Below are 13976 nucleotides of genomic sequence, written 5' to 3'. Positions count from 1 at the left end.
GCGACACCGCACACTCAGCGTTGCGCGGCCGCCAGCGTATCGAGGACGCCGTCCAACCCGGCCTGCCAGGTCGGCAACGCGATCCCGAAGTCCTGCTCCAGCGCCGTAACGTCCAATCGCGAATAGGCAGGACGCCTGGCGGGCGTCGGATAGTCGGCCGTGGTGATGGCTTCGACTGTCGGCGCACGCGCGATCAGCCCGCGCTTGACCGCGCCGTCGAAGATCGCTCCGGCAAACCCGTGCCAGCTGGTTCCCCCAGTCGCCGTGAGATGCCAGGTGCCGGATGCCACGTTGTCGGCACACAGGATCTGCGCGGTGACGTTGGCGATCAAAGACGCGGGTGTCGGCGTGCCGATCTGATCCGCGACGACGCGCAGCACCTCGCGCTCGGCGCCAACGCGTAGCATCGTGCGTAGAAAGTTCTGGCCGTGAGCGGCGTAAACCCAGGCCGTGCGGAAGATCAGATGACGACCACCAGCGGCACGGATCGCCTCCTCACCTGCAAGCTTGCTGGCGCCGTAAATACCGAGCGGCGCCGTGGCGTCATCGGGGCGATACGGACGCGAGCCACTGCCGGCGAACACGTAGTCCGTGGAGTAATGCACCAGCGGCACAGCGTGCGTAGCGCACCAGCGCGCGATCGCACCCGGGGTCTCCGCATTTGCGGCTTGCGCCGCTGCGGGCTCGCTCTCTGCCCTGTCGACCGCGGTGTACGCGGCCGCATTGATCACGCGTGTCGGCCGCGTCGCGTCGAGTAGCGCCACAATCGATCCAGGATCAGAAAAGTCGGCGGTCAGACACCCGCTACCGTCGGGCAGCGTGCCGGACCGGGTCGTGGCGGTCACCTCGCCCAACGGCGCGAGCGCGCGCAGCAGTTCCTGCCCGACCTGTCCGTTCGCGCCGAAGACCAGCGAAGTCATGCGACGAACACCGGCAGGCGATCCTCGGCGATGTCGGCCAGCAAGGGCGCGTGCGTGTCCTTGTCGGACAGCAGCGGCGCATCGATCTGCCAATCGACACCGATCGCGGGATCGTTCCAGCGCACGCCGGCATCGGCTTCCTTCACATATACGTCGGTGCACAGATAGCTGAAGACCGCGCTGTCGGACAGCACCGCGAACCCATGCGCAAAGCCTTCGGGGATCCAGAACTGGCGCTTGTTCTCTTCGCTCAGGATCACGCCTTCCCATTGCCCGAACGTCGGCGAGCCGCGACGGATGTCGACGGCGACGTCGAGCACCTCACCGCGCAGCACGCTGACCAGCTTGCCCTGCGGCCGCGGCCACTGGTAGTGCAGTCCGCGCAGCACGCCCTTGGACGATAACGACACGTTGCTCTGCACGAAATTCGTCGGCAGACCGTGCTGGCCGAACCGCTCCGCATTCCAGGTTTCGAAGAAGAAGCCACGCGCGTCTCCGAACACCGCCGGTTCGATGACGACGGCGCCCGGCAGCTTCGTTTCGATGATCTTCAACGCACCACTCCCCGCTGCACGAGCGACATCAGGTACTGGCCGTAGCCGTTCTTGGACAGCGGCCTCGCGAGCGCCAACAACTGCTCGGCGTCGATCCAGCCGTTGCCGTACGCGATCTCCTCCGGACAGCACACCTGCAGACCTTGCCGGTCCTGGATGGTCTGGATGAAATTCGAGGCCTCGTGCAGGGACTGGTGCGTGCCGGTGTCGAGCCATGCAAAGCCGCGACCGAGCTGCTCGAGATACAGCGCGTCGTCATCGAGATAGCGGCGATTGAGATCGGTGATCTCCAGCTCTCCGCGCGGCGACGGCTTGAGTTCGGCGGCGTAGTCGCTGGCACGCCCGTCGTAGAAGTACAGACCCGTAACGGCGTAGTTCGAACGCGGCGCCTCCGGCTTCTCGGCGATGTCGATGACCTTGCCCGCGGTATCGAACTCGGCCACGCCGTAGCGCTCAGGGTCGTTGACCCAGTAGCCGAACACGGTCGCGCCATCGCCACGCGCATCGGCGTTCTTGAGCGTGTCCGTCAAGCCGTGGCCGTGGAAGATGTTGTCGCCCAGCACCAGGCAGCTCGGCTTGCCGCCGACGAAATCGCGGCCGATCAGATACGCCTGCGCCAGGCCATCCGGACTCGGCTGCACGGCGTACTGGATGTCCATGCCCCACTGCGAACCATCGCCCAGCAGGGTCTGGAACAGCACCTGCTCGTGCGGCGTGTTGATGATCAGCACCTCGCGGATGCCGGCCAGCATCAGCACGCTGAGCGGGTAATAGATCATCGGCTTGTCGTAGACCGGCAGCAGCTGCTTGCTGACGCCCTTGGTGATCGGATACAGCCGCGTGCCCGATCCGCCGGCGAGGATGATGCCCTTGCGTGTGGTCATGCCTGCGCCCCCATGCGTTCCAGACGATAGCTGCCGTCGAGGATGCGCTGCACCCAGGCCTGGTTGGCGAGATACCAGTCCACGGTCGCCTCGATGCCGCTCTCGAATGTGTGCTCGGGCTTCCAGCCGAGCTCGCCCTGCAGCTTCGAGGCGTCGATTGCATAGCGGCGGTCGTGGCCGGGGCGATCGGTCACGTAGGTAATCTGGGTCGCGCGCGGCTGGCCATCGTCGCGCGGACGGCGCGCGTCGAGCAGGCGGCAGATCGTCTCGACCACTTCGATGTTCTGGCGCTCGGAGTCACCGCCCACGTTGTAGGTCTCGCCGACCCGGCCCTTCTCCAGCACCGTCCGGATCGCCGCGCAGTGATCCGTGACGAACAACCAGTCGCGGACCTGCTTGCCATCGCCGTACACGGGCAAAGGCTCACCGGCCAGCGCCTTGGCGATCACCAGCGGAACGAGCTTCTCTGGGAAGTGGTAGGGCCCATAGTTGTTCGAGCAGTTGGTGGTGAGCACCGGCAGCCCGTAGGTGTGGTGGAACGCGCGCACCAGATGGTCGGACGCAGCCTTGGAGGCCGAGTACGGGGAATTTGGCGCATACGGCGTGGTCTCGGAGAACTTGCCGGTTTCGCCCAGCGTGCCGTAGACCTCGTCGGTCGAAACATGCAGGAAGCGGAACGCCTCGCGCCGGCCGTCCGGCAACGCCTTCCAGTAGTCGCGGACCGACTCGAGCAGACCGAGGGTGCCGACAACGTTCGTCTCGATGAACGCGGCCGGCCCATCGATCGAGCGGTCGACATGACTCTCGGCGGCAAAATTCAGCACAGCGTCGGGCTGATGCTCGGCCAGCAGGCCCGAGACGAGCGCGCGGTCGCCGATGTCGCCCTGCACGAACACGTGGTTGGGATCGGATTCGATCGACGCCAGCGTCTGCAGATTGCCCGCATAGGTCAGCGCATCAAGGTTGATCACGCGGACGCCGCGACGCACGGCCTCCAGTACAAAATTGCCGCCGATGAAACCGGCGCCGCCGGTGACGAGCCATGTGGGCACGGGCACACTCTCCTGTGATGTCTGTCGGACCGCCCGTAAGCGGGGGCGACAGGATACCGGGTCACGGGCCCAGGTTCCGCCAGCCAAACTGAACACACGCAACGCGATGCTCACGCGCAGGGAGTTCGCAGTCTGAAGCGCCCCCCGCTAGAATCGCGTGTTCGCCTGGCGCATTACTGTGACCAGATACCCGCAGCCACAAGGGAATTCCCTACGATGAAGATCCTCGTCGCCTACAAGCGCGTGGTGGACTACAACGTTCGTATCCAAGTCAAGCCGGACGGCTCGGGCGTGGTCACCGACGGCGTCAAACTGTCCGCAAACCCGTTCGACGAGATTGCCCTGGAGGAGGCCCTGCGCCTGCGCGACAAGGGCATCGCCACCGAGGTCGTGGTCGCGACCATCGCGCCTGCTGACGCTCAGGCGCATCTGCGCAACGGTCTGGCCATGGGCGCGAACCGCGCCATCCACGTAATCTGCGACGCGCCGATCCAGCCGCTGACTGCCGCGCGCACCCTCCTAAAGCTGGTCGAGAAGGAACAGCCGGACCTGGTGATCCTCGGCAAGCAGGCGATCGATGACGACGCCAACCAGACCGGCCAGATGCTGGCGACGCTCTGGGGCCGCCCGCAGGCGACGTTCGCCTCGAAGGTCGAGATCGCCGACGGCAAGGCGACGGTGACGCGCGAGGTCGATGCCGGCCTGGAGACACTCGAAGTCGACCTGCCAGCCGTCGTCACGACCGACCTGCGCCTCAACGAGCCGCGCTTCATCAAGCTGCCGGACATCATGAAGGCGAAATCCAAGCCGATGGAGTCGATCCCGTTCGCGGACCTCGGGGTTGATTCGGCGGACACCCTCAAGGCCATGCACTTCGATGCGCCTGTTAAGCGCACCAAGGGCGTCATGGTGAAGGACGCAGCCGAACTCGTCGCTGCGCTGAAGGCCAAGGGCCTGCTCTGACCAGCCTCCCCTGACAGCAGCCCAGCATCTGCGTTGCGCCCGCTCTAAGACACCCGATTCCCGCCTGCTGCGGGAACACGGAACAAGGAAAACCCTCATGTCCAACGTCCTCGTCATTGCCGAACACCTCGACGGCATCCTGAATGCCAGCGCGACCGCCAAGACAGTGGCCGCGGCGCAGGCGCTGTCGCCGGAGACCATTGATGTCGCGGTATTCGCAGCCGATCCAGCCGGCGCAGCCGCCGAGGCTGCTAGCTTCGCCGGTGTGTCGAAAGTGCTGGCAGTCACCAACCCGGCCAATGCGAAGGCGCTCGCTCAGGTGCTGGGTCCGCAGGTTGCGAAACTTGTGGCCGGTTACAGCCACGTCTTCGCCCCGTCGACGACCTTCGGCAAGGACCTCATGCCGGTCGTGGCCGCGCTGCTGGGCGTCAACCAGATCTCTGATCTGATGACGGTCGAGGGCAGCCACATTTTCAAGCGCCCGATCTATGCCGGCAACGCGATCGTGACCGTCGAGGCGCCGGCCGACGAGCCTGTGATCGCGACCGTACGCACGGCTTCATGGCAGGAAGCCGCGCGCGGCGGCAGTGCTGTCGTCGAAGCGACCAGCATCGACGCGGATCTGCCGACCCATACCCGCTTCATCGGCTTGGCCGCCGGCAGCACCGACCGACCCGACCTGCAGAGCGCGAAACGCGTGGTATCCGGCGGCCGTGGTGTCGGTTCGGAAGAGAACTTCAAGATCATTTTCAACTTCGCCGACAAGCTCGGCGCGGCAGTTGGCGCCTCGCGCGCCGCGGTAGACGCCGGCTACGTGCCCAACGAGATGCAGGTGGGCCAGACCGGCAAGATCATCGCCCCTGATCTGTACATCGCCATCGGCATCTCCGGCGCAATCCAGCATCTGACCGGCATCAAGGACGCGGGCACGATCGTCGCGATCAACAAGGATCCGGATTCGGCGATCTTCGAGATCGCGGACATCGGCCTGGTGGGGGACCTGTTCAAGGTCCTGCCGGAGTTGGAAGCCAGCCTCAACGGCTGATCTGGAGACAACATGCGACGACAGGTCAATCACCTTGTGAACCCGTGGAAATCCAGATCCGACAGGCGCCAGCCTCGATGAGCGCGGTTCGCTCCCCCGCAGACGCAGCCGATGGCCCAGCGGCCGCCGCCCGGATCCAAAGCCCCGAGCTTTCGATCGTGTCGCCCGTATACGGCTGCCGGGGTTGCCTGGAGGAACTGGTCGACCGAGTCGCAGCGGCGGTCAGCCAGGCCGTTGCGTCCTACGAAATCATTCTGGTCGATGACAGAAGCCCCGATGGCGCCTGGTCGCGAATCGCTGAACTGGCTGAAAGCAGACCACACCTGCGTGGACTACGGCTGTCGAGAAACTTCGGTCAGCACGCTGCGATCAGCGCCGGTCTGGCGCATGCGACCGGACGCACGATCATCGTCATGGATTGCGATCTGCAAGACGTCCCCGAGGAGATTCCCGCACTGCTCCGCGCGCTGGGCGAAGGCGCCGATATGGCGCTCGCAAGCCGCATCGAGCGCCAGGATTCGTTCTTCAAAAAAGCCGGCTCGCGGTCTTTTTACCGACTGCTCGGCTGGTTGACCGGCAGTGTCTACGATCCAACGACGGCGAACTTCGGCGCATATTCGCGCAAAGTGATCGATGTGGTGAACGCGATGCCCGAGGCGGACCGCTTTTTTCCGCTGCTGGTTCGATGGACAGGTTTCGAGACGACTCTGGTTCCGGTCACGCACGCCAAGCGCACGGAGGGCCGGAGTGGGTACTCCCTGCGGCAACTGCTCAGGCTAGCCATGAATGTCGCGCTGTCGTTCTCTGACAAGCCACTTCGCCTGGTTGTCCGGACAGGGCTCGCGTTCGCATTCATGTCGCTGTGCATCGTGGCTCTGAGCATTTACCGTTATTCGATCGGCGACATCGCGGTCGCCGGCTTCACCAGTATCGTCGCCTCGATCTGGCTTGTTGGCGGTGTCGTCGTGTCGAGTGTCGGCGTGGTGGGGTTGTATGTCGGCAAGCTGCACGGCCAAGCGAAATACCGTCCGAACTTCATTGTGGCTGAAGACACGGCGGGCGACGCATGACAACGGAAACGACGCGCGTCCTGCGCGACTCCGCGGTCGAGTCACGCCGTTTCGGGCTCAGAATTGCCCGCGGCATCGTCGACAACAGCGCAAAGCCTGACCAGGTGCGCAACGACATCGATGCACTGCGCCCTGACATTGCGATCTTTCGCTGTGCTGCGGGTGATAGAAGCCAGATCGCCGCACTCGTGTCCGCGGGCCTCGTTCCGCTCCACGCTGACACGCTGGTCTACTACCGCATCGCACTTGGCGAGTCACAAGTCGGCGATCGTTTCGATGGCGATGCCGCCATCGACCCGGCAACGACTGACGACGAACAGGTACTCGCCGCCCTCGTCCGCCGCAGCTTCCATGGATATCGCAACCACTACCACGCCAATCCATTGCTGCCGGCCGACGCCATCCTGGAGGGTTATGTCGAGTGGGCGCTCGACTATGCCATCCGTCCTGCCGAAGGCCAGCAGACCTGGGTGTATCGCACCGATGGCGAAGCCCGCAGCTTCGCGACCTGCCGCCTGGACCCCGGTCGATCCGAGGCCGAGATTGTGCTCAACGCAACCGACCCCGCTTGGGCCGGACGCGGATTCTACTCGGAGCTGCTTCGATTCCTGATCGGGCACTACCGCATGATGGGATTCGCCGCGCTCGTCATCTCCACCCAGGTCTGGAATTACGGCGTGCAGCGCGTCTGGGCGCGTGCCGGGCTGGTGATCGACCACGCTTGGGACACCTACCACGTCAACGTACCGCGCAGTTTCTTGGAGACGGATCGCCGATGCCCGTGATGTTCCCTTGGCTGATGGTAGCCGCCACCATCCTGCTGACCACCTATGGCCAGCTCGTATTGAAATGGCAGGTCACCACGCCCGCCGCGCCGCCCTTTCGGTTTATGGACGACTGGCCCGCCATCGTCGTCCTGTTGCTGCGACCATGGGTGATCTCCGCGCTGGGGGCCGCCTTTCTCGCTTCGCTTTGTTGGATGGCCGCAATGTCCCGCCTCGAGCTCAGCAAGGCATACCCATTCATGGCACTCAACTTCCTGCTGGTCGGCTTGTTGGCTATTCCATTGTTCGGTGAAGCGCTGACCCGCCCAAAGATCGTCGGCTTGTTTCTCGTCATTGCGGGCCTCGTCGTCATCAGCAGGGGCTGACCTGATATGCCCTGCCCCTCCAATCAAAGAAGATCGGCATGATTCCTTTCAACAAGCCTTATATGACCGGCCGCGAGCTGTCCCACATCGCGCAGGCCCACGCCAACGGTCACCTGTCCGGCGACGGCCCTTATACAAAGCAATGCCACAAATGGCTGCGAGAAAATACCCGCGCCTCGGCCGCGCTGCTCACCCACTCGTGCACGGCGGCACTTGAGATGTCCGCTCTCCTGCTCGACCTCCAGCCCGGCGACGAAGTCATTTTGCCGTCCTACACGTTCGTCTCAACCGCCAACGCTTTCGCCCTGCGCGGCGCGGTACCGGTATTTGTCGACATCCGCGAGGACACCCTCAACATCGACGAGCGTCTCGTCGAGAGCGCTATTACGCCTCGGACCAAGGCGATCTGTGTCGTGCATTACGCGGGCGTAGCCTGCGAGATGGACCTGATCCTCGACATCGCGGCGCGACATGGACTAAAGGTGGTGGAAGACGCCGCGCAAGGTATCATGTCGACTTACAAGGGCAAGCCGCTTGGCACGATCGGGGACCTCGGCACGCTGAGCTTCCACGAAACGAAGAACATCATCGCGGGCGAGGCTGGTGCACTGCTGTGCCGCGACAACGACTTCGCGGAGCGTGCGGAAATCATTCGCGAAAAAGGCACAAATCGCAGTCGTTTCTTCCGCGGCCAGGTCGACAAGTACACCTGGGTGGACATCGGCTCGTCCTACCTTCCAGGTGAGATCACCGCGGCGTTCCTGGCCGCGCAAATGGAAGCGGCCGGCGAGATCACGCGACGACGCCTCGACATCTGGAACCGCTACCACGCCTGGGCCGAGCGCTATGAGGATCGGAGCATCGTGCGCCGTCCGATTATTCCCGAGGCATGCGAGCACAATGCGCACATGTACTACTTACTGCTGCCTGATCAGCAGGCGCGCGCGCGCTTTATCGCCGGGATGCGCGAAGCCGGCGTACAGACGGTCTTCCACTACGTGCCACTGCATTCCGCACCCGAGGGCCTGCGCATCGGTCATGCCCACGGCACAATGACCGTGACCGATTCACACAGCGAACGACTGGTCCGTCTACCGCTGTGGGTGGGGCTTGAGGACCAGGTGGACGTTGTAATGAATGCCGCCGACGAAGTACTGGCGGGGCTTTGATCGATGCATACCCCAGAGAGGTCGTTCTCGGCAGCCGCACTGGTGCGCGAAGCCCGGGAACTCCCGACATCGCGCAAGGTGCAGTTCGGCTGCATCATCGCTGCCTGTCTGGTGCTGTTCGCCCTGGTGCTCGTCGCCGGAGATCGCAATACCTTCGTCATCGATTACCGTAGCGATGCCAAGGGCTCGCTGCAGGTGTATTTCGATCAGGGAGGCGGATTTTCCGAGCAGATCTCTGTCCGCCGACCGCACCGTGCCGGCGCGAACAGGCTGAGGTTTCCAATGCCGCCGGGCGAGGTCGTCGCGGTCCGGATCGATCCTGACGCAATCGCTGGCCATATCGTCATCGAGCGGCTTGCTGTCGACGGTACTCGCAGCCGAACCCGAAGCATCGCTTCACCTCACGACCTCCAGATCGCGAACCAGATGCAGCTTGCGTCGGACCTGAACCCGGGCCTGATCACATTCGCGCCATCCGAAGGCGCCTACGACCCGCAGCTCTATCTCCCGCTCGCCACGCCAGTGACTTCGGCCCACCTGCTTTCACCCACCCAGTGGCGGCTGCTCTGGGGTCTGTTCTGGACGCTGGCGGTGGTCGCCACCCTGATTCACTTCGCGCGGCGTGCGCCGCCGACGCGTGCCCTCGCCGTCGCGGCGGCTGCCATGATCGGTCTGCTGGCGACACTCGCGATAAGCGACTACTCGGTCAACCCCGACGAAGCACTCCACGAGGTGGATGCGCACTACTTCAAGTCCCATTGGGCACCCCCAGCGCTGGACGACCCGGCCCTGGCCGGCAATTTCCAGACCAGCCCCTACGGCGTCTCATATCTTGCCGAATGGAATGTGGTCTACCTTGTCGCCGGAAAAAGCGCCCAGTTGCTCGCGTCCTTAGGCACCGACGAACGCACCACCTACCGTCTGGTCAACGTGGCGCTGTTCCTGCTGATGATCGCGGCACTCGCGGCCATCCGCGCGCCGCCTGGGGCCTATCTGATCCTGCTGGTCACGCCGCAGCTCTGGTACCTGTTCTCGTATTTCAACGGCGACGCCCTTCCGTTCGCGACGGGCTTGATCGCCGCCACCCTGGTACTGATGCCGCAGGGTCGCCTGGTGCCTGTATTGAGAGGCGAGGCTCCGCTGGACCTGCGTGCGGCGGGGCACTTGCTGCTGTTCTGCGCTTGCTTGGGACTCATGCTCATCTCCAAGAAGAACTACTGGCCGGTCGTCGCGTTCATCGTTCTCTCGCTCGCGGCCCGCACGTTGGATCTGCGTGCGCCCGTCGCGGCAGCACTGGCGACACTTCTCGTGCTGGTGGTCGCGGACATGGCTGCAGGGTCTGCCCTTGCGGCTACCTACGGGGCGGCAATCATTGTCCCTGCGATTTTGGCGGGTCTGGTGGCCATCGGTGTCTGCGCCCATGCCGCCATTGCGCTGCTACGCCAGCAACATGTACGCAAACGTGTTCTGAGGCTGGCGTCGACCTTGGGGTTGGCGCTGCTGGTTGCAGCGCCGTGGATCGTGATCGACCAGGCCAGAAATCAGGGCAAGGCGGAAACCGTCCAATTGTTGCGTGAAACCCATGCCGGCGGCATGTTCAAGCCATCGCACCCGCTGGAAGAGACATATGCCGGATTGCGCATGTACGAAAAGGGCCACACGCTGCCACAACTGCTGTCGCCCCCGCTGTCATGGGGCGAGACCAGCTATCGCAGTTTCCTCGGTGCATACGGGTATATGGAGTATTTCAACTCCGGCACGCACAACAGGCTTGCGACAGCGCTGCTGATGGCCCTGCTCGCCTGCGGACTGGTCATTGGCCGTGCAACCGGCACGTTGAGCGGCGCACAGATCTTCATCTGCATCGGCAGCGTGGCCGCCATGCTCGGTGCATCCCTGCTCCATAGCTGGACCTACGATTTCCAGCCGCAGGGTCGTTATGTGCTGGGCATATTGATCATCCTGCTGCCGCTGGCCCTCGTACCCCTGCGCGCGACGAGACTCAAAGTGCTCTATACCGCTCTGGCAATCGGTTTCTTTGCGTTGTCCGCTTGGTCACTGATTTTCGTGGCTCTCCCCAACCTGACCTGAAGCCGTATCCTGCAGGTAGGCGAAAGCTGGGCTGGCATCGCTCAGCGGTCCGAACCGGATGTGCGGAAGGTCCCGGCAGACCGGATAATGCTGGTTCTGCAGGGCCAGCGGCCTTGTCCATCGATGCCCCCATGAACGCCGAGCAGCCTGTTCCCAACTCCGATACATCCGCGATCCGCAATCGGCGCCTTGGCGACATCCTCGTTGAACGCCAGATCGTCTCGGCCGCGGACATTGCCAAAGCGCTCGCTTTCCAAGAACAGTTCGGCGGCAGGATCGGCAGCGTTCTGGTCCGGCTCGGCGCGGTCTCGGAGGACACCTTGCTGCTGGTGCTTGCCGAGCAGCTGGGCATGCCACTGCTGCAAGGCGACGAGTGGCCTGAGGGCGGGGATGCCATCCGTGCGGCGCTGGGTCACACGAGATACGGCATTACCTGGTGGCAGGACAACGGCGTGATCGCCTGGGAAACGGAGTCGCAGGATGACGACATCCCATCGCCGCTCCTCGTCGTCGCACGCGATCCGCTCGACCCCCTGGTCAACGAGGCACTCGAACGCGGCTTCGCCGGACGGCGTTGGACCTGGCGGCTCGCGCAGACCCAGGATGTCGATCGGCTGCTCGACATGGTCGGCCGCGGGCGGTCCGACGGCGATACGGCCTGGGACGACGACGACGTCAGTCACCTGCGTGAGCTCGCCGAGGAAGCGCCGGTCATCGAGCTGGTCAACAACATCCTGGCCCAGGCCATGGATCAGCGCGCGTCAGACATCCACATTGAGCCGGAAGAACAGCTCTTCCATGTGCGACTGCGCATCGACGGCATCCTGCATACGCGCATGACCCTTCCGGCCAGCCGCTATCCGGCAGTGGCCTCGCGCGTGAAGCTGATCTCCGGCATGGATATCGCCGAACGCCGACTGCCGCAGGATGGCCGCCTCGGCACACGCGTCAGTGGCCAAGAGGTCGACGTACGTGCCTCGGCCGTGCCCGCCTTGCACGGCGAGTCCATTGTGCTGCGCCTGCTGCCGAAGGAACGCCAGGACCTGAGCCTGGAACGGCTCGGATTTTCCGCGCGCGACCTGTCGTTGTTCCGCACCTGGGCGCGCGAGCCGCACGGGATCGTCCTGGTCACCGGCCCCACCGGCTCGGGCAAGTCGACCACGCTGTACGCGACGCTGGAGGAGATGAACCAGCGCGATCGCAAGATGATCACCGTCGAGGACCCGGTCGAATACGAGGTCGCCGGCGTCACCCAGATCCAGGCGAATGCCGAGATCGGATACACCTTCGCACGGGCGCTGCGGGCAATCCTCCGTCAGGACCCGGATGTCATCATGATCGGCGAGATCCGCGACCTGGAGACAGCCGAGATCGCGGTCCAGTCCGCGCTGACCGGTCATCTGGTGCTCTCGACGTTGCATACCAACGATGCGGTCAGCGCCTTTACCCGCCTGATCGACATGGGTGTCGAGCCGTTCCTGGTCGCCACAAGTGTGCGGGCGGTTCAGGCGCAGCGGCTGGTCCGGCGGCTATGCCCCCACTGCAGCACGCCGACTGAGGTGCTGCCGGCGGTCGACCAGCTGGTCCGGCATCTCGCGCCTCCAGACGCCAGGACCGACTGGCGCAAGGCGGTCGGTTGTGCCCGCTGCCAGGGCACCGGCTACCGCGGGCGCCTTGGCATCTACGAGCTGGTCGACGTCACGCCGGAATTGCAGGAGATGATTCTGGCGTCAGCGACCGCCGAGAAAATGCGTGCACTGGCGTCCGCGCAAGGCGGACGCAGCCTTCGCGAGGATGGCTTGTTGAAGGCCGTGGCCGGTCTCACCACGGTCGAAGAGGTCGTACGGGTGACCGGCGGTGTGGGCGGCGATGGCTGAGTCGGGACCTTACCGGTACGAGGCCATCGACCGCGCCGGCAAGAAAGTGTCCGGCACGATCGATGCGACCAGTGATGCCGAAGCGTCGAGGTTGCTGGCGCAGCAGGGCCTGACGCCTTACGTGGTCAAGCCAAGCCACGTGGGGTTTCGCGGGCCGCGCCGGCGCAACGCCTCAACGCGTGAATTGCAGCTCGTCCTGCACGAGTTCACGACCTTGCTGGAGGCAGGCGTCGGGCTGGTCACCTCGCTGTCGTCGCTGGCCAAGTCCAGCCACCATCCCAGCCTGACCGGCGCTTTCGCCAGCATGGAAAAATCCGTCCGCCGTGGCGAAAGCTTCAGTGCGGCGCTGAGGGAATCCAGGCTGCCGGTACCGGAATACCTGCATCAGCTGGTCCATGCGGGCGAGGCGACGGGACGCCTGGCCGACGCCATCCGCGGCGGCGTGGACCAGTTCGAGTACGACCAGCGCGTACGCCAGGAAATCGCCGGCGCAATGATCTACCCCGCCGTGCTGGTGTTTTCGGGCATCGCCGCAGTCGGCATCATCTTCATGTGGGTGGTCCCCCGGTTCGGTGGACTGCTCACCCAGCATGGCAACGCGATGCCGGCAATGTCGCGTTGGACCATTTCGACTGGCGTGTGGCTCAGCGAGCACGTCTGGATCGTCCTGCTTTCGACTGTCGGCGTCGCACTGCTGCTGCGCACCCTGCTCAAGGCGCCCGGCGTCGCCGATGCGCTGGCCGAACGGGCCGCACGGCTGCCGGTCGTCGGCGACTGGCTGATCGAGGCCGAGGTCGGCCGATGGGCCAGCACCCTGTCCGCATTGCTGGCAGGGCGTGTCGAACTGATCCGCGCGCTGGGCCTGTCGGCGGCGTCGGTGCGCATGGCGTTCCTGCGCGACCGTCTCGGCGCGGTCGCACGCTCCGTGAAGGGCGGCTCTACGCTGTCGGCTGCCTTGCGCGAGCATCGCGCGCTCAATCCCACCGGTTATGACCTGGTCGCGGTCGGTGAAGCCAGCGGAGAGCTACCGAAACTGCTCGGGGCACTGGCCAGGCTCTATGAGACAATCGGCCGCGACCGCATGAAGCGCGCGCTACAGTTAATGGAGCCGCTCGCCATCATCACCATCGGCGTCGTGGTCGGCACCATCATGACCGCGATCATCCTCGCCATCACCAGCGTCAACGACGTCCCCATCTGA

13 protein-coding genes are annotated in these 13976 nt (G+C 64.5%); 9 read left to right on the top strand and 4 right to left on the bottom strand.

The window, feature by feature from the left end:
* Nucleotides 1-14: 14 nt before the first annotated feature.
* From rfbD to rfbB, 4 genes are read right to left on the bottom strand one after another with little or no spacing between them, the layout of a single operon-like run.
* Complete coding sequence (gene rfbD, locus J2X52_RS09810; protein ID WP_310152271.1) at nt 15-920, bottom strand: dTDP-4-dehydrorhamnose reductase; 906 nt, start codon at nt 918-920, stop codon at nt 15-17.
* Complete coding sequence (gene rfbC / locus J2X52_RS09805) at nt 917-1474, bottom strand: dTDP-4-dehydrorhamnose 3,5-epimerase (RefSeq protein WP_310152269.1); 558 nt, start codon at nt 1472-1474, stop codon at nt 917-919. The genes rfbD and rfbC overlap by 4 nt, the downstream gene beginning before the upstream one ends.
* On the bottom strand, nt 1471-2358 hold the full coding sequence (gene rfbA, locus J2X52_RS09800; protein ID WP_310152266.1) for a glucose-1-phosphate thymidylyltransferase RfbA: 888 nt from the start codon (nt 2356-2358) through the stop codon (nt 1471-1473). The genes rfbC and rfbA overlap by 4 nt, the downstream gene beginning before the upstream one ends.
* Nucleotides 2355-3410 carry a dTDP-glucose 4,6-dehydratase gene (gene rfbB / locus J2X52_RS09795; RefSeq protein WP_310152264.1) on the bottom strand — a complete coding sequence of 352 codons (1056 nt, stop codon included), beginning with the start codon at nt 3408-3410 and terminating at the stop codon, nt 2355-2357. The genes rfbA and rfbB overlap by 4 nt, the downstream gene beginning before the upstream one ends.
* A 216-nt stretch (nt 3411-3626) precedes the next feature.
* Here rfbB and J2X52_RS09790 point away from each other — a divergent pair, with 216 nt between their 5' ends.
* From J2X52_RS09790 to J2X52_RS09750, 9 genes are all read left to right on the top strand, one after another.
* Nucleotides 3627-4373, top strand: coding sequence for an electron transfer flavoprotein subunit beta/FixA family protein (locus J2X52_RS09790; protein ID WP_310152262.1), 747 nt, complete (start codon nt 3627-3629; stop codon nt 4371-4373).
* Nucleotides 4374-4470: 97 nt separating this feature from the next.
* Nucleotides 4471-5418: an electron transfer flavoprotein subunit alpha/FixB family protein gene (locus J2X52_RS09785; protein ID WP_310152259.1), complete on the top strand. Its 948-nt coding sequence runs from the start codon at nt 4471-4473 to the stop codon at nt 5416-5418.
* Nucleotides 5419-5462: 44 nt separating this feature from the next.
* On the top strand, nt 5463-6488 hold the full coding sequence (locus J2X52_RS09780) for a glycosyltransferase family 2 protein (RefSeq protein WP_310152256.1): 1026 nt from the start codon (nt 5463-5465) through the stop codon (nt 6486-6488).
* Nucleotides 6485-7273, top strand: coding sequence for a GNAT family N-acetyltransferase (locus J2X52_RS09775; protein ID WP_310152253.1), 789 nt, complete (start codon nt 6485-6487; stop codon nt 7271-7273). Before J2X52_RS09780 ends, J2X52_RS09775 begins: the two co-directional genes overlap by 4 nt.
* A complete protein-coding gene (locus tag J2X52_RS09770) occupies nt 7264-7638 on the top strand; it encodes an EamA family transporter (RefSeq protein ID WP_310152250.1) in 375 nt (124 codons plus the stop codon). Before J2X52_RS09775 ends, J2X52_RS09770 begins: the two co-directional genes overlap by 10 nt.
* 38 nt (nt 7639-7676) lie before the next feature.
* On the top strand, nt 7677-8807 hold the full coding sequence (rffA, locus tag J2X52_RS09765; protein WP_310152247.1) for a dTDP-4-amino-4,6-dideoxygalactose transaminase: 1131 nt from the start codon (nt 7677-7679) through the stop codon (nt 8805-8807).
* Between the two features lie 3 nt (nt 8808-8810).
* Entirely contained in the window at nt 8811-10898 is a 2088-nt protein-coding gene (locus tag J2X52_RS09760) for a hypothetical protein (RefSeq protein ID WP_310152244.1), read from the top strand.
* Entirely contained in the window at nt 10859-12775 is a 1917-nt protein-coding gene (locus tag J2X52_RS09755) for an ATPase, T2SS/T4P/T4SS family (protein ID WP_310152240.1), read from the top strand. The genes J2X52_RS09760 and J2X52_RS09755 overlap by 40 nt, the downstream gene beginning before the upstream one ends.
* 91 nt (nt 12776-12866) lie before the next feature.
* On the top strand, nt 12867-13976 hold the full coding sequence (locus tag J2X52_RS09750; protein WP_310152237.1) for a type II secretion system F family protein: 1110 nt from the start codon (nt 12867-12869) through the stop codon (nt 13974-13976).

This window comes from Luteimonas sp. 3794, assembly GCF_031456825.1.
Classification (GTDB): Bacteria; Pseudomonadota; Gammaproteobacteria; order Xanthomonadales; family Xanthomonadaceae; genus Luteimonas.
The sequence above is the reverse complement of the archived record's forward strand: the minus strand, read 5'-3'. Positions and strand labels throughout refer to the sequence as shown.

What these genes read in the sequence shown, in the direction of transcription:
- rfbD (WP_310152271.1), bottom strand. Translation starts at nt 920, where the DNA reads ATGACTTCGCTGGTCTTCGGCGCGAACGGACAGGTCGGGCAGGAACTG.
- rfbA (WP_310152266.1), bottom strand. Translation starts at nt 2,358, where the DNA reads ATGACCACACGCAAGGGCATCATCCTCGCCGGCGGATCGGGCACGCGG.
- J2X52_RS09790 (WP_310152262.1), top strand. Translation starts at nt 3,627, where the DNA reads ATGAAGATCCTCGTCGCCTACAAGCGCGTGGTGGACTACAACGTTCGT.
- J2X52_RS09785 (WP_310152259.1), top strand. Translation starts at nt 4,471, where the DNA reads ATGTCCAACGTCCTCGTCATTGCCGAACACCTCGACGGCATCCTGAAT.
- J2X52_RS09775 (WP_310152253.1), top strand. Translation starts at nt 6,485, where the DNA reads ATGACAACGGAAACGACGCGCGTCCTGCGCGACTCCGCGGTCGAGTCA.
- J2X52_RS09770 (WP_310152250.1), top strand. Translation starts at nt 7,264, where the DNA reads ATGCCCGTGATGTTCCCTTGGCTGATGGTAGCCGCCACCATCCTGCTG.
- rffA (WP_310152247.1), top strand. Translation starts at nt 7,677, where the DNA reads ATGATTCCTTTCAACAAGCCTTATATGACCGGCCGCGAGCTGTCCCAC.
- J2X52_RS09760 (WP_310152244.1), top strand. Translation starts at nt 8,811, where the DNA reads ATGCATACCCCAGAGAGGTCGTTCTCGGCAGCCGCACTGGTGCGCGAA.